The organism is Streptomyces roseus (assembly GCF_001044425.1).
GTDB lineage: Bacteria > Actinomycetota > Actinomycetes > Streptomycetales > Streptomycetaceae > Streptomyces > Streptomyces roseus.
Genome location: NZ_LFML01000062.1, coordinates 1 through 15,631, shown reverse-complemented (window position 1 = coordinate 15,631; position 15,631 = coordinate 1). Strand labels below are relative to the sequence as shown.

Annotated in this window: 14 protein-coding genes and 1 riboswitch; of the genes, 3 read left to right on the top strand and 11 right to left on the bottom strand. The window is 70.3% G+C overall.

Annotated features, from left to right (window positions below; genetic code table 11):
* The first annotated feature begins 299 nt into the window (after window positions 1–299).
* Window positions 300–920, top strand: coding sequence for a hypothetical protein (locus tag ACS04_RS16415; protein WP_048477364.1), 621 nt, complete (start codon window positions 300–302; stop codon window positions 918–920).
* A gap of 311 nt (window positions 921–1,231) precedes the next feature.
* Window positions 1,232–1,438, top strand: a complete 207-nt coding sequence (locus ACS04_RS16410) for a DUF5999 family protein (protein WP_048477363.1) — start codon at window positions 1,232–1,234, stop codon at window positions 1,436–1,438.
* A 110-nt stretch (window positions 1,439–1,548) separates the two neighbouring features.
* Here ACS04_RS16410 and gcvP read toward each other — a convergent pair whose 3' ends face one another.
* Window positions 1,549–4,434 (bottom strand): aminomethyl-transferring glycine dehydrogenase, encoded by a 2,886-nt coding sequence (gene gcvP / locus ACS04_RS16405; protein ID WP_048477362.1) that lies wholly within the window; start codon window positions 4,432–4,434, stop codon window positions 1,549–1,551.
* A 199-nt stretch (window positions 4,435–4,633) separates the two neighbouring features.
* A riboswitch (glycine riboswitch) is annotated at window positions 4,634–4,732 on the bottom strand.
* A gap of 113 nt (window positions 4,733–4,845) precedes the next feature.
* On the opposite strand from gcvP, the gene ACS04_RS16400 reads away from it, so the two are divergent.
* On the top strand, window positions 4,846–5,235 hold the full coding sequence (locus ACS04_RS16400) for a PRC-barrel domain-containing protein (protein WP_048477361.1): 390 nt from the start codon (window positions 4,846–4,848) through the stop codon (window positions 5,233–5,235).
* Here the strand turns inward: ACS04_RS16400 and ACS04_RS16395 are convergent.
* From ACS04_RS16395 to clsA, 10 genes are all read right to left on the bottom strand, one after another.
* Window positions 5,232–6,728 carry a DNA polymerase IV gene (locus tag ACS04_RS16395; RefSeq protein ID WP_048477360.1) on the bottom strand — a complete coding sequence of 499 codons (1,497 nt, stop codon included), beginning with the start codon at window positions 6,726–6,728 and terminating at the stop codon, window positions 5,232–5,234. The two genes, ACS04_RS16400 and ACS04_RS16395, sit on opposite strands and share 4 nt — an antisense overlap.
* A 77-nt stretch (window positions 6,729–6,805) precedes the next feature.
* Window positions 6,806–7,444, bottom strand: coding sequence for a MerR family transcriptional regulator (locus ACS04_RS16390; RefSeq protein ID WP_078864844.1), 639 nt, complete (start codon window positions 7,442–7,444; stop codon window positions 6,806–6,808).
* A gap of 201 nt (window positions 7,445–7,645) precedes the next feature.
* A complete protein-coding gene (locus tag ACS04_RS16385; RefSeq protein WP_007262890.1) occupies window positions 7,646–8,119 on the bottom strand; it encodes a bifunctional nuclease family protein in 474 nt (157 codons plus the stop codon).
* Between the two features lie 63 nt (window positions 8,120–8,182).
* Complete coding sequence (gene ftsR / locus ACS04_RS16380) at window positions 8,183–8,956, bottom strand: transcriptional regulator FtsR (RefSeq protein ID WP_209441707.1); 774 nt, start codon at window positions 8,954–8,956, stop codon at window positions 8,183–8,185.
* 103 nt (window positions 8,957–9,059) lie between these two features.
* On the bottom strand, window positions 9,060–9,602 hold the full coding sequence (locus ACS04_RS40045; RefSeq protein ID WP_048477358.1) for an FHA domain-containing protein: 543 nt from the start codon (window positions 9,600–9,602) through the stop codon (window positions 9,060–9,062).
* A 483-nt stretch (window positions 9,603–10,085) separates the two neighbouring features.
* Window positions 10,086–10,904, bottom strand: a complete 819-nt coding sequence (locus ACS04_RS16370) for a DUF881 domain-containing protein (protein WP_245236417.1) — start codon at window positions 10,902–10,904, stop codon at window positions 10,086–10,088.
* A gap of 38 nt (window positions 10,905–10,942) precedes the next feature.
* Complete coding sequence (locus tag ACS04_RS16365) at window positions 10,943–11,275, bottom strand: small basic family protein (protein WP_030158423.1); 333 nt, start codon at window positions 11,273–11,275, stop codon at window positions 10,943–10,945.
* Entirely contained in the window at window positions 11,272–12,180 is a 909-nt protein-coding gene (locus ACS04_RS16360; RefSeq protein ID WP_209441705.1) for a DUF881 domain-containing protein, read from the bottom strand. Before ACS04_RS16360 ends, ACS04_RS16365 begins: the two co-directional genes overlap by 4 nt.
* 108 nt (window positions 12,181–12,288) lie before the next feature.
* Window positions 12,289–14,784: a mannose-1-phosphate guanyltransferase gene (locus ACS04_RS16355; protein WP_048477355.1), complete on the bottom strand. Its 2,496-nt coding sequence runs from the start codon at window positions 14,782–14,784 to the stop codon at window positions 12,289–12,291.
* 100 nt (window positions 14,785–14,884) lie between these two features.
* Entirely contained in the window at window positions 14,885–15,475 is a 591-nt protein-coding gene (gene clsA, locus ACS04_RS16350) for a cardiolipin synthase ClsA (RefSeq protein WP_048477354.1), read from the bottom strand.
* Between the last annotated feature and the right edge of the window lie 156 nt (window positions 15,476–15,631).

Below are 15,631 nucleotides of genomic sequence, written 5' to 3'. Positions count from 1 at the left end.
TTCCGGATAATGGACGCTTTCCAGCCGAGCCCCCGTCCGGTAACCTCCGAGGTCAGCGTGACATGTTCGCGCGCAAGCGGCATGAAAGCCATGACAGCGGGACCGGTAAGCGACTTGTCGGCAATAGCCGGGACAGCTAGCCGAAACACTGCGTGAACACATGTCGTATAAACTCCGCAAACGAGGCAGAGAGTTGGCGCGCGGCCATTGCCCCTCAGCCCCCCTCTGGCCCCAGAATGCGACAGCGCCGTCCGCACCTGCCCCGATCCACAGGTCTCCCAAGTGAGAGGCGACCCACCATGCCGCTGCATGTCCCTCCGGCTCCCGCGCCCGCCCTGCGCAGCGTCCTCGCGGCACTCGGTTCCCCCACCGCCGTCCACGAGGCGCACACTCCGGCCCTGCGCGCCCTGCAGGGCGCGCTGACCGCCGAACTGCCGCTGCCGGTCCACGTCCTGGACCGGCTGAGCATGTCCCAGCTGGCAGCGGGCGGCCGCCCGCCCCGCACCCGGCTGACCGCCTGGCGGTTCCTGATCCGCAGCGACGACCGCTACGTCGCCGCCGCGGACACGCGGCTGACCCCGGACGGCTGGGTCTTCTCCCATTTCTTCGAGGGCCCCTACGTCGCGGCCACCGAACGCGCCCTGCGTCAGGCGGAGTCCCTCGGCAAGAGCTACCAGCCGCGGCTGCTGTCCGTACCGGAGCTGTACATGCTCACGCTGTGGCTGCACGGGGCGGTCGGAGCCGACGCCTCCGCCGGGCTCCCGGCCGCCGCGGACCTGCTGATCCCGCTGGCACCGGCCCCGCCCGGCATCGCCCCCTACCGGCCGCACCCGGTCTCCGAACTGCTGCCCGTGCTGACCCACCGGCTCACTCCGCCGAGCCCGCCGGTCCCTCCGTCGCTGGCCGCGCCGGCCGCCTGAGCGGGCTCCGGGCCGCGGTGCGGCGGCGCTGAGCAGGTGCGTTCCCTGCCGGTGGTCCGTACGACCCATTCGGCCTAGCCCAGCCGGACCACCCCCGAACCACCCGAAATGACAGGGGAGTTGACCTGAACCGCCCGCACGGGTGATGCGTCATCAATCTATGAGGACAGCTGCCCGGAAATCCCTGCGGACGCAACTCCGGAGGGCAACACTGGGACCCTGACCGAACCAAGACGTTGATACGGGGGGCGGCCATGAACAAAGCATCGAGCCGCAGCACACAGACCACACCGCAGCGAAAGAACGCATCCATGTGCCAGCACCAGCCAGCGTGCCCGTCAGCCGACTCCGCCGACCGGGAGGCCGCCAAGCCGTTGGCCAACCACCCGGAACAGGGCTGGAGCCTGCTGTGCAACGGCGTCCTCCTCTTCGAGGACACCGGTGAGCTGCTGCCGGACGGCCAGATCATCGCCCCGCACCGCCCGCTCGCGGCGGTGCACGTGATGAAGGCGGCCTAGCCGGCGACAGCACTGAACGGGAACGGAGCGGGAGAGAAAGACGAGGGGCCGGCCCGGGAATGATTCTCCCGGGCCGGCCCCTCGTCATGCCGTCACTTCATACGAATGTGTCAGTTGTCGTACTCGTCCAGCGGCGGGCAGGAGCAGACCAGGTTGCGGTCGCCGAAGGCACCGTCGATGCGGCGCACCGGCGGCCAGTACTTCTCCGCCGCCGTGACCCCGCCCGGGAAGACCGCCTCGTCGCGGCTGTACGGGTGGTTCCACTCGCCGCCCAGCGCCGCCGCCGTGTGCGGGGAGTTGGCCAGCGGGTTGTCGTCGACCGGCCACTCGCCGCCCGCGACCCGCTCGATCTCGCCGCGGATGGCGATCATCGCGTCGCAGAAGCGGTCGATCTCGGCGAGGTCCTCGGACTCCGTCGGCTCGATCATCAGCGTGCCGGCCACCGGGAAGGACATCGTCGGCGCGTGGAAGCCGTAGTCGATCAGGCGCTTGGCGATGTCGTCGACGCTGACGCCGGTCGCCTTCGACAGCGGGCGCAGGTCGATGATGCACTCGTGCGCGACCAGGTTGCCCGGGCCGGTGTAGAGCACCGGGTAGTGCGGCTCCAGGCGCTTGGCGATGTAGTTCGCGCCCAGCACCGCCACCTGGGTGGCGCGCTTGAGGCCCTCGCCGCCCATCAGGCGCACGTACGACCAGGAGATCGGCAGGATGCCGGCCGAGCCCCACGGGGCGGCCGAGATCGGGCCGACGCCCGTCTCCGGGCCCGCGGTGGGCTGGAGCGGGTGGTTCGGCAGGTACGGGGCCAGGTGCGCCCGGACGCCGACCGGTCCGACGCCGGGGCCGCCGCCGCCGTGCGGGATGCAGAAGGTCTTGTGCAGGTTCAGGTGCGAGACGTCGCCGCCGAAGTGACCCGGCTTGGCCAGACCCACCAGGGCGTTGAGGTTGGCGCCGTCCACGTACACCTGACCGCCGGCCTCGTGCACCTGGGCGCAGATGTCGGCGACGTGCTCCTCGAACACACCGTGCGTCGAGGGGTACGTGATCATCAGCACGGCGAGCTCGTCGCGGTACTGCTCGATCTTGGCGCGCAGGTCGGCCGCGTCCACCTCGCCGTCGTCGGCGGTCTTGACGACGACGACCTTCATGCCGGCCATCACGGCGCTGGCGGCGTTGGTGCCGTGCGCGGAGGACGGGATGAGGCACACGGTGCGCTGCTCGTCGCCGTTCGCCCGGTGGTAGGCGCGGACGGCCAGCAGGCCGGCGAGCTCACCCTGGGAGCCGGCGTTCGGCTGGATGGAGACCTTGTCGTAGCCGGTGACCTCGCAGAGACGTTCCTCCAGCTCGGTGATGAGCGTGAGGTACCCCTCGGCCTGCTCGACCGGGGCGAACGGGTGCAGCTGGCCGAATTCGGGCCAGGTGACCGGCTCCATCTCGGTGGTCGCGTTGAGCTTCATGGTGCAGGAGCCCAGCGGGATCATGCCGCGGTCCAGCGCGTAGTCCTTGTCCGCCAGCTTGCGCAGGTAGCGCAGCATCGCGGTCTCGCTGCGGTGCTGGTGGAACACGGGGTGCGCGAGGTACTCGTCCGAGCGGAGCAGGCCCTCGGGCAGCGCGTCGGCCGCGGTCTCGTCCAGCGCCTCGATGTCGGCGCTCACGCCGAAGGCGGCCCACACGGCCTCGATCCCGGCGCGCAGCGTGGTCTCGTCGCAGGAGACGGAGACGTGGTCGGCGTCGACCTGGAACAGGTTGACCCCGCCCCGGCGGGCGGCGGCGACGACCTCGGCGGCCTTGCCGGGCACCCGGGCGGTGACGGTGTCGAAGTACGAGCCGTGCACGAGCTCGACCCCGCCGGCCGTGAGACCGGCCGCGAGCAGGGCCGCGTAGCGGTGCGTACGGCGGGCGATCGTCCGCAGGCCGTCCGGGCCGTGGTAGACGGCGTACATGCCGGCCATGACGGCGAGCAGCACCTGCGCGGTGCAGATGTTGCTGGTGGCCTTCTCGCGGCGGATGTGCTGCTCACGGGTCTGCAGGGCGAGGCGGTAGGCCTTGTTGCCGTCCGCGTCCACGGAGACGCCGACGAGGCGGCCCGGCAGCGAGCGGGCGTGCTTGTCCTGGACGGCCATGTAGCCGGCGTGCGGACCGCCGAAGCCCATCGGGACGCCGAAGCGCTGGGTGGTGCCGACGGCGATGTCGGCGCCGAGGGCGCCCGGGGAGGTCAGCAGGGTCAGCGCGAGCAGGTCGGCGGCGACGGCGACGATCGCGCCGAGCTCGTGCGCCTCGTCGATGACCGGCTTGATGTCCCGTACGGCGCCGGAGGCACCCGGGTACTGGAGGAGCACGCCGTAGACGCCGCGCTCGGCGATCTCGGCCGGGATGCCCTCGGACAGGTCGGCGACGACGACCTCGATGCCGATCGGCTCGGCGCGGGTCTCGATCACGGCGATCGTCTGCGGCAGCGCGTCGGCGTCGACGAGGAAGACGTTGCCCTTGGACTTGCCGACGCGGCGGGCCAGCGTCATGGCCTCGGCGGCCGCGGTGCCCTCGTCGAGGAGGGAGGCGCCGGAGGTCGGCAGGCCGGTGAGGTCGGCGACGACGGTCTGGAAGTTGAGGAGCGCCTCCAGGCGGCCCTGCGAGATCTCCGGCTGGTAGGGCGTGTACGCCGTGTACCAGGCCGGGTTCTCCATCACGTTGCGCAGGATCACCGGCGGGGTGAAGGTCCCGTAGTAGCCGAGCCCGATCATCGGGGTGAGGACCTGGTTGCGGTCGGCGAGCGTGCGCAGCTCGGCCAGCACCTCGGCCTCGGTCCGCGCCTCGGGCAGGTTCAGCGCCTCGGCGCTCTTGATCACATCCGGTACCGCGGCAGCGGTCAGTTCGTCCAGCGAGCCGTAGCCCACGTGGGCGAGCATCTTCGCCTGCGCCTCGGCGTCCGGGCCGATGTGGCGCTGCTCGAAGGGGATGCCTCGCTCCAGCTGGGAGAGCGGAATGCGGTTGGCGGTCATGTACGGAGGCCTCCTGGGTCGTACGACCTGCGAGGGGCACCACGGCGCGGGCACCCGGACGGCCTCCCCCTCTGTCATCTCAACCTGAGAGCTTCACCGGAGGTCGCGGGGGTGGCCCGCTGACTCCGGCTTTCACCGTCGGTGAGGAGGGGAACCGGCACTGCGCGCCCGGTACCCGCCCCTGCTTTCCAGAGTGGCCTCGTCACGTGCGGTACGTATGCCTGAGAGATTCCGGGGAGGATTTGCTCCTTCGGCGCCTCCGTCGTACTCACTCGGAGGACTCTCCCGCACAGGGTCAACAGCCATCACCCAGCCTACCAGCGAGGTTCTGGCCCCCGCTTCGAGTGGCCCGCGCTGCGGAAATGCCCTTCTGTAGTCATTACGCAGGAGTTGCGACCATATGGAGGGACCGTGCAGACCGACATCGATCCGCGCAGCCTGATCGGCCGCAAGGCGTTCGACCGCAACGGAACCAAGATCGGCACCGTCGACGAGGTGTACCTCGACGATGCCACGGGCGTGCCCGAGTGGGCCGCCGTCAGGACGGGCCTCTTCAGCCGGGACGCGTTCGTCCCGCTGGAGCCGAGCGAGGTCGTCGACGACACCCTGCGGGTCCCCTTCGAGCGTTCCCTCATCAAGGACGCCCCGGACTTCGGCGTCGGCCGCCACCTCTCCCCCGAACAGGAACTCCAGCTCTACCACCACTACGGCCTGGACGTCTCCCTCCCGTCGGACATCCGCCGCGACTTCGGCCGCCTGGCGAACGGGGCGAACGGGGCGAACGGGGAGGAATCCTCCTAAGCCGTGTCCTTTGGACCGGCCTGCCCCAGGCCTACGAGGGGCAGCGGATCGGAGGGCTCCAGCTCGGGGTCGTCCACCCGGAAGGTGCGCACCCGGCCCGGGGGCGTTCCGGGCTGCTCGAAACGCACGGTCACCCTCCCGACCCCGCTGCCCTGCACCCAGCCGGGCCCGTAGGTGGCGTGCAGGACGTCGCTCCCGGCCGCCCAGCGCCGCTCCGGAGCCGCCTCGGGCTCCCCACCCGGCCCTTGGGCCTCCACGTTCCCGGCGGGCCCTCCAGCCCCTCCAGCCCCTGCTGACCCCGAAGGCTCACCGGCCCGCGCCGCCCCGTCCGGCTCAACCTCCCCGGGTACCGCGACGCCCTCCGCGTCGGCCCCGGCGGCGGTCCCCGCGGCCGCCGCCTCCGCCGCCGCCTCCTCCGCGGCCATCGACTGCGCGAACAGGTCCTCCTGCGTGTAGTCCGCCAGGCCTGTCACACCCACCCCGAGGAGCCGTACCCCGCCCGTGGTGTCCACGGCCTCCAGCAGCCGCGCCGCAGCCTCGCGCACCACCGCGGGGTCGTCCGTGGGCCCCCGCAGCGTCTCGGAACGGGTCAGCGTGGAAAAGTCGTACCGCCGCACCTTCAGCACGATCGTGCGACCCGAATGGCCCGAACCGCGCAGCCTCTGCACGCACCGGTCGGCGAGCCGCTGCACCTCGGTGCGGATGCGCACCCGGTCGTGCAGGTCCACGTCGAAGGTGTCCTCCACCGACACCGACTTCGCGTCGCGCTCGGCGACCACCGGCCGGTCGTCCAGTCCCAGCGCCATCCGGTACAACCCGACCCCGTGCGAGCGCCCGACCATCCGGACCAGCTCGTCCTCACCGGCCTCGGCCAGCTCCCCGACCGTGGTGATCCCGGCCCGCCGCAGGTGCTCCCCGGTGACGGGCCCGACCCCGGGCAGGGTCCGCACCGACATCGGGGCGAGCAGCTCCCGCTCGGTGCCCGGTTCGATCAGCAGCAGTCCGGCCGGCTTGGCCTCCTCGGACGCCACCTTGGCCAGCATCTTGGATCCCGCCAGTCCCACGGACCCGCTCAGGCCCGTCACGGCCCGGATGTCCGCCCGCAGCCGCTCGCCCGTCTCCCGGGCGCTCTTCGCGTCGAAGGCGGTCCCGCCCGCCTCCAGGTCCACGAAGGCCTCGTCCAGGCTGAGGGGCTCCACGAGCGGGGACAGCTCCCGCAGCAGCCCCATGACCACCTCGCTGACCGCCTGGTACAGCCGGAAGCGGGGAATCAGGTACGCGCCGTTCGGGCAGAGCCGGCGCGCCTGGGCCGTGGGCATCGCCGAATGCACCCCGAAGCGCCGCGCCTCGTACGAAGCGGTGGCGACGACTCCGCGCGGCCCGAGGCCGCCGACGATCACGGCCTTGCCGCGCAGGCTCGGCTTCGACGCCTGCTCCACGGAAGCGTAGAAGGCGTCCATGTCCAGATGCAGGATGGTCGGCGCGGCTCTCACAGCCCCGATGCTGCCTCATGCCACTGACATTCGGCCGGGGCCGGGCCCAGGTCCTCGGGCCGCGCCGGAAAGCGCGTTCAGCCGGCCCGGTTGCGCCGCGCCGCCAGCTCGTCCGTCGGGTTGTGGCCGACCACCGTCTCACCGGTGTCGACCCGCTCGCCGTGCAGCTGCGAGAGCGCGTTCTCCACGTCGCGCCAGACCACGCCCACGGCGATGCCGAAGATGCCCTGCCCGCCTTGGAGCAGGCTCACGACCTGGTCCGGCGAGGTGCACTCGTACACGGTGGCGCCGTCGCTCATCAGCGTCATGCGCTCCAGGTCCGAGAAACCGCGGTCGCGCAGGTGCTGGACCGCGGTGCGGATGTTCTGGAGCGCCACCCCGGTGTCAAGGAAGCGCTTGACGATCTTGAGGACCACCACGTCCCGGAAGCTGTAGAGGCGCTGCGTCCCCGATCCGCTCGCGGGGCGCACCGTGGGCTCCACGAGCCCGGTCCGCGCCCAGTAGTCCAGCTGGCGGTACGTGATGCCCGCCGCGGCGCACGCGGTCGGTCCCCGGTAGCCGACCTGCTCGGGTGCCGGGTCCGCTCCCACCGGCGCGACCGGCGTGCTGTCCGGCTGACGGCGCGGAGATCCCGCCGTACTGCCGTGGAGCGGGTACGGCCCACCGTCACTCCGCACGGGGATGCCCCCGGTCGTACCGTCGCCCGTGACTCTCACGCCGACCCTCCGTCCTTGACCTGCCCCCTCGAAGGTAGGCAGTCACCAGGGGTGCGTCAACGATCGCCACACTCGGCACGCCGAGTGATAATCACCCTGAGAGTGGTTTCCCGTGTCCTGTGCCGGGGAAGGGCTATCCGAATGGGCTGATGCTCCCCGCGGAGACGCGGCGTGAAAGGCACGGCCGACGCGGCCGGCCGCTCATTGCGGGCCGGTGCCGAAGTCCTCCGGAGAGATCTGGTCGAGGAACTCGCGGAACTTCTCCACCTCGTCCTCCTGCTCGTCCGGAATGGCGATTCCGGCGTCGTCCAGCACGCCGTCGCTCCCGTAGATCGGCGTCCCGGTACGCAGGGCCAGCGCTATGGCGTCGGAAGGCCGCGCGCTCACCTCGACCCCGCTGGCGAAGACAAGCTCCGCGTAGAAGACGCCCTCCCGCAGATCCGTGATCCGGACCTCGGTGAGCTCCTCACCGACCGCCTCCAGCACGTCCTTGAACAGGTCGTGCGTCAGCGGGCGGGCAGGGGCCATGCCCTGCTGCGCGAAGGCAATGGCGGTCGCCTCCCCCGGTCCGATCCAGATGGGGAGGTACCGGTCGCCTCCCACTTCACGCAGGAGCACGATCGGTTGGTTGGAGGGCATTTCCACCCGGACACCCACAACGTCGAGCTCGTTCACACAGCAACCCTAGGACCTGCTCGGCAGGTTTGGGTAGTCGGGCCCCCTCCGGGATCCCCGAGGTCAGTGCAGACGGACCCCGAGAGCCGTCTGTACCAAGGCCTCGTGGAGCCGTACGGAAAGTCCGGCGAGCTCTTTCAAGGTGGCCTCCGCGTGCGCCCTGGTCTGCGGGTTGCGGTGGCGGCGCAACGGTGCAACGACCTGCTCCACCAGACCCGCCTCGCGGTCCGCGGCGGCCTTCATCGCCCGCAGGTGGCGCGGTTCCAGCCCGAAGCGGCCCAGATCCGCCACCAGGCGGGCCACGGTGACCGTCTCGGCGTCGAATCCGCCGCCCGGGGCCTCGCCGATCAGCCCGTACGACTCCCACTCGGCGAGCTGGGCCTCGTCCACCTCGGCCGCGGCGATCAGCTCGGCGCGCCCCACCCGGGCCGCGGCGGGCCGCTCCCGGCCCACCTCGCCGTACACGGCGCAAGGACTCGCGGGGTCGACGGAATCCCCGTGCGCCGTGGGCGAAGGGATACGGATCTGCTCACCGCGGGCGAGCGCGTCGAGCTGCTCGCGGATCACCTTCAACGGCAGGTAGTGGTCCCGCTGCAACCGCAGGATCCGGGCCAGCCGCTCGACGTCGTCGGTGCTGAACTTGCGGTATCCCGAAGGTGTGCGCCGGGGCTCGACGAGCCCCTCGGCCTCCAGGAAGCGGATCTTCGAGATGGTGACTTCGGGGAACTCGTCGCGCAGCAGCGTGAGCACCGTGCCGATGCTCACCAGCCGCCCGGCCGAGCCGGCGCTGCCGGCGGTGCCGCTCTTCGGGGCACCGCCGGTGGGGATGCGCAGCATGGGACCTTCCCTCTGGGGGTGTCCCCCGGACGGAGTCCGGAGGTGCGGGCCCCCCAGGCGGAACCCGGGCGGGGAACCCCCCGGGCGCATCCCAGGGGGAGGATCAGATGCCCCGCAGGCTCGCGTAGAAGACCAGCCGGTACTTGCCGATCTGCACTTCGTCGCCGTTGTGCAGGGCGACCGAGTCGATCGGCTCGCGGTTCACGTACGTGCCGTTGAGGCTGCCGACGTCGGAGACGGTGAAGCCGCCGTCCTGGCTCCTGCGGAACTCGACATGCCGCCGGGAGACCGTCACGTCGTCCAGGAAGATGTCGCTCTGGGGGTGCCGGCCCGCCGTGGTCAGCTCACCGTCCAGCAGGAAGCGGCTGCCGGAGTTGGGGCCGCGCCGCACGATGAGCAGGGCGGAACCCGGAGGCAGAGCTTCCACCGCGGCCTGGGCCTCGGGGGACAGCGAGGACGACACGTGCTGCTGCCCCGACACCTCGGCCTCGTAGGCCTCCAGGCCCGAGATCGAGATCGTGGACGTGGTCTCCGAGGCACGCTCCGGCGTCAGACCCGCCCGCAGCGGCGCGCCGCAGTTGGAGCAGAACCGGCTGGCCGCATCGCTGCGGTGTCCGCACCTGCTGCAAACCTGCTCGGCCGACATGGACGGCTCCTCGCGCCGCGGCTGCCCCGCGGAGGCATTGGTGGCATACGGGTCGGGGGCAAACCCTCCACCCGAACTTGAGGTTGATGGTTCACCGAAACCTATGCGCCCGGAACCGGCAGGGTCAACAGACGACGCGCCCGGCGCGCCCGAAACATCCCCCGCGCCGGCGACCTCGTCACGGAAGAGGGGCCGGTCGCCCTGACCTTCCACCTCCGACTGCCCCGCACGGTGCTTGGCAGCACCGCTTTCCTCGCGGTTCTTCTTGCCGAACAACTTCTCAAACAACTTCACGGGCGATTCCCCTTGAACGAAACAGACCCGCCCGTGGGGCAGGACGAACTCCGAATGCACAACCTGCCGACCCGGACATTCTCACAACGTCCGTAACCACCAGACAGTTTCCACCACGCGGCACGACTTCCGTGCGTCGACCCCCCGCAGGCATCAGCCCGCGTGAGCCCGTCCGCGCTCCGTCCCGCGTCACGACGATGACGACCGAGCGTAGTCAGGCTGCTTCGCAGCCCGCAAGGCATCCACAACGATCTTCGCCGGTCGTGTGACGGCGACGGTGGCCTGTTCCTTCTCCAGCGTCTGCACGACACCGCCGGGAATGTTCAGAGCCGGCTCCAGGTCCTGCGGCTTGCCGATCACCTTGAACTCATAAGGCTGTGTGATCTTCTTACCGTCGATCCCGATCCCGCCGCCCTCGTCCGAGAAGAAAGAGCTCGCCACGACGCGCACACCGTTGACCTGGATCGCCTCGGCCCCGGCCGCCCGCAGCTCCTGGAGGGTGTCCAGCAGCTGGTCCGACTGCACCTGGCCCGTGGGATCGGTGATCTTCAAGACGATGCCCGGCCCCTGCGCCGCCACCGTACCGGCCAGGATCCCGAGTTGGCGTTCCTTCTCGACCGTCTGCCGACGCGCCTCCTCGGCCTGGTTCGAGCTGCTTTCCAGCTCCTTGCGCTGGTCCTCCAGACGCTGCTTCTCGTCCTCCAGGCGCTTGGTCCGCCCGTCGAGCTCGTCGAGGATCCGTACGAGGTCCTCCTGGCGGGCCCCGCGCAACGCGCTGGAGTCGCTGTTCGAGCGCACCTGGATCGCCAGGCCCAGTCCCAGGACGAACAGGAGCAGCGCGACGATCAGTTGGGCCCGGCTCACGCGCGGCGGCCACACCGCCTCCACCAGCCGCTGCCGACCGCTGCGCGCGGGCGCGCCGGGCTTCTCGGGCTGCGCCCCGCCACCGGCCGCCGCGGGCCCGGCGGGCCGCGCCGGCTCTTCGTGGGGCGGCAGCTCCGAGCCCATCGGCTCCTCGGGCGGGTTGTCGTTCGTACTCATCGGCCTCACGCCCGGAACACGTGCCGGCGGATGGCCGCGGCGTTGGAGAAGATGCGGATGCCCAGGACCACGACCACACCGGTGGACAGCTGCGAGCCGACGCCCAGCTTGTCGCCGAGGAAGACGATCAGCGCGGCGACGACCACGTTCGACAGGAACGACACCACGAAGACCTTGTCGACGAAGATGCCGTCCAGCATCGCGCGCAGACCTCCGAACACCGCGTCCAGCGCCGCCACCACGGCGATCGGCAGATAAGGCTCGACGACGGCCGGCACTTCGGGCCTGACCAGAAGTCCGACCACCACTCCGGCCACCAGGCCCAGTACCGCGATCACGATGCACCCTTCTTCGGCTCTTCTGCTGTGGCTGTGCGTACGGTGAGGCTTGACGCGGCAGGCAGCCGCAGCCCGTCCGCCGGGGAGGAGGTGGCGCGGATCCCGTAGTTCTCCTGGAGGGCGTGCAGGTACTGGCCGTCCGCGGAGTCCTGGAACGCCGTCCCGAGCCGCTTCTTGTCCCCCAGCGCCAGCACCTCGTACGGCGGCACCAGCGGCCTGTTGTCGACCAGTATCGCGTCACCCGCGGCCCGGATCGCCGACAACGCCGTCAGCCGCTGCCCGTTGATCGAGATGGCCTCGGCCCCGGACTGCCACAGCCCGTTGACGATCTTCTGCATGTCCCGGTCCCGCAGCCGGCCGGTGTCCGAGAACCCCGCGTTCTCGCGCGGCTTGCCACCACCGCCGGAGGAGGAGCCCTTCGCGTCGTCGACGACCAGCTTCAGGCCCGGCCCCTGGACCTCCGTCGCACCGGACAGCAACGCCACGAGCTGCCCCTGGTCCCCGCCGTGCTGCTTGAGCGCCTCGCGCTGGCGGCTCGCGACGTTCTCCCGCAGCCGCTCGATGTCCCGCTCCAGGCCGTCGGCGTGCTCGTCGGCCCGCTGCACCCGGTCGATCAGTTCCTGGCGCTCCTTGGCCAGCACCGGCGCCGCCACCCGCGCCTGGGCGGCACCCAGCGTGACGACCATCGCGGCGAGCACCAGTCCGCCGGCGAGCGCCAGCTTGGCCTTCAGGTTGCGCGGCAGACCCGCGGTGCCGTCCGCCTCGCGCCGGGCCGACGCCTCCGCGTAGCCCTCGTCGAGACTGTGGTCCATCACGTGCGTCAGCAGCGACATGGACGCGTCCGGGCGCGCGGGAGGCGCCGGCGCCGAACTCCGGTTGTGGGGCGGCTGCGACATGCCGCTCATCGTCGCATGTCGGCGCCGCCCATATCGAATGCGCCCGTCCGGTGGACACGACGCGACGTCCTCCGCGCCCTGCCCACCGGACCGCTCTCTTCCGTCAGCCGCCGTGGCTCACTGGCCGGCGCCGTCCACCACGGCCGCCCACTCGTCCAGCAGTGCCTGCGCGGACGCGTCGTCGGGACCCTCGGCCCACAGGTGGGTGACCGCCTCCGCCGGGTCCGGCAGGACCAGCGCCCACCGCCCGTCGGCCTCGACGACCCGCACACCGTCGGTGGTGTCCACCTGCCGGTCCCCGGCCGCCTCCACGACCCGCCGCATGACGAGCCCCTTCACCGCCCACGGGGTCGGCACGTCCCGCTTGAGTACATGGGCTCGCGGTATCCGCGCATCGATCTGGCTCAGCGTGAGCTGTGTCCGTGCCACCAGGCCGATCAGCTGGACGAACGCCGCGGATCCATCGAAGACGCTGCTGAACTCCGGAACGATGTAGCCGCCCCGCCCGTCTCCGCCGAAGATCGTGTTCTCCGCCCGGCCCACGCGCGTCAGGTCGTCGGGCGAGGTCGTCGTCCACTCCACCTGCGTGCCGTGGTACGCCGCCACCTGCTCGGCGATCCGGGTCGTGGTCACCGGCAGCGCCACCTTGCCGCTGCGCTTCTCCGCGGCCACCAGGTCGAGCAGGACCAGCAGGGCCCGGTCGTCCTCGATGATCCGCCCGCGCTCGTCCACCAGGGAGATCCGCTCGCCCACCGGGTCGAAGCGCACTCCGAAGGCGGCCCGCGCCGAGGCCACGATCTCCCCGAGCCGCACCAGCCCGGCCCGCCGGGACTCCGCGGTCTCGGTCGGCCGGGACTCGTCGAGCCCCGGATTGATCGTCAGCGCGTCCACTTCGAGCCGGCCCAGCAGGCTGGGCAGGACGAGTCCGGCGCTGCCGTTCGAGGCGTCCACGACCACCTTGAGCCCGGAATCGGCGACGCCGCTCGTGTCCACCCGCCGTAGCAGCGAACCCGTATAGGCGTCGAAGACACTGCCCGGGAACTGGAGGTCGCCGATCTCGCCGGGGAAGGCACGCCGGTATTCCTGGCGCGCGTACACGCGGTCGAGCTTGCGCTGCTGCTGCAGCGAGAGGTCCGCTCCCCGCTCGTCCAGGAACACGATGTCGACCGAATCCGGCACGCCGGGCGAGGTGCGGACCACGATCCCGCCCGCCGTACCGCGGGCCGTCTGCTGCCGCGCCACGGGCAGCGGTACGTTCTCCAGGTCGCGCACGTTGATCGCGCTGGCCTGCAGCGCCGAGATCACCGCCCGTTTGAGCGCTCTCGCGCCACGGGAGTGGTCACGGGCCGTGGTGACCGTCGCGCCCTTCTTCAGGGTCGTCGCGTACGCGCCGGCCAGCCGGACCACCAGCTCGGGGGTGATCTCCACGTTCAGGATGCCGGTGACGCCGCGAGCGCCGAAAAGATGCGCCTGACCGCGGGACTCCCAGATGACCGACGTGTTGACGAAGGCACCGGCCTCGATCGTCTTGAAGGGGTAGACGCGCACGTTCCCCTGGATGATCGATTCCTCACCGACCAGGCACTCGTCACCGATGACGGCGCCGTCCTCGATCCGGGCGGCCCGCATGATGTCGGTGTTCTTGCCGATGACGCAGCCGCGCAGATTGCTGTGGGGCCCGATGTAGACGTTGTCGTGGATGACGGCCTTGTGCAGGAAGGCCCCGCTCTTCACGACGACGTTCGACCCGACCACGGTGTGCTCGCGGATCTCCACGCCGGCCTCGACCTTGGCGTAGTCCCCGATGTACAGCGGCCCGCGGAGCACGGCGTCCGGGCTGACCTCGGCGCCCTCGGCGACCCACACGCCAGGCGAGATCTCGAAGCCGTCCATCTCCACCTGGACCTTGCCTTCGAGTACGTCGGCCTGCGCCTTGACGTAGCTCTCGTGCGTGCCGACGTCCTCCCAGTAGCCCTCGGCCACGTAGCCGTAGATCGGCCGGCCTTCCTTCATCAGCTGCGGGAAGACATCGCCGGACCAGTCCACCGGGACGTCCGGGTCCACGTAATTGAAGACCTCGGGCTCCATCACGTAGATGCCGGTGTTGACGGTGTCCGAGAACACCTGGCCCCAGGTCGGCTTTTCGAGGAAGCGCTCTACCTTGCCTTCCTCGTCCACGATGGTGATGCCGAATTCCAGCGGATTCGGTACCCGCGTCAGGCACACCGTGACGAGTGCGCCCTTCTGCTTGTGGAAGCGGATGAGATCGGTGAGGTCGAAGTCGGTGAGCGCATCGCCGGAAATGACGAGGAAAGCATCGTCCTTCAAGGCCTCCTCGGCGTTCTTCACGCTGCCGGCAGTGCCGAGTGGCTTCTCCTCGTTGGCATAGGTGAGCTCCATACCGAGCTCCTCGCCGTCACCGAAGTAGTTCTTGACGAGTGACGCCAAGAACTGGACGGTAACAACGGTCTCGCTGAGCCCATGCCGCTTGAGCAGCCTGAGCACGTGCTCCATGATCGGCCGGTTGGCCACCGGCAGGAGCGGCTTGGGCATGCTCGAGGTCATGGGGCGAAGGCGGGTGCCTTCGCCACCGGCCATCACGACGGCCTTCATGTCGGAAGAGTCCTCCTCGGGAGACGACGTTCTCGCCGACCTCACCCGTCCCGGGCGGTGACTCCGCAACTCCTCCGCGTCAGTCCCACGCCGAGTGAGCTCAATCGGCCGTGGTGTCCGCCTTCACGAGTCGGCGGACTTGCACCACGTAAAGGATTCCTGCCCACCAATAGAGGGTTGTACCCCATCCGGCGAACGCCCATCCGAAAACTGACCCCATCCAGGCCAACCAACCCGTACCGTCACTGAGCAACAGCAGGGGGAAGGCGTACATCAGGTTGAAGGTCGCGGCCTTGCCGAGGAAGTTGACCTGGGGCGGCGGATAGCCGTGCCGGCGCAGGATCCAGACCATGACCAGCAGCATCAGCTCACGCGCCACCAGTGCCCCGGTGAGCCACAGCGGCAGAATCTCGCGATAGGTGAGGCCGAAGAGCGTGGAGAGGATGTACAGCCGGTCCGCGGCCGGGTCCAGCAGCCGGCCGAGGTTGCTGATCTGATTCCAGCGGCGCGCCAGCTTGCCGTCGAGGTAGTCACTGATCCCGCTCAGCATGAGCACGGCCAGTGCCCAGCCGTCGTGCTTCTCCAGAATCAGCCACAGGAACAGGGGCACGCCGGCGAGGCGAGCCATGCTCAGGATGTTCGGAATGGTGAAAATTCGGTCCGTCTGAACCCGAGTCTCCTGGACCTCCACCCGGGGGCCTCCACTGTTGAACGTACGAACGATGCCTCATGACCCTACAGGACCCCGCAGGGGCCCAGAACGCAGAAAAGCCCCGCACCAGAAGGTGCGGGGCTTTCCCACAATGATTGTTCGGCGGCGTCCTACTCTCCCACAGGGTCCCCCCTG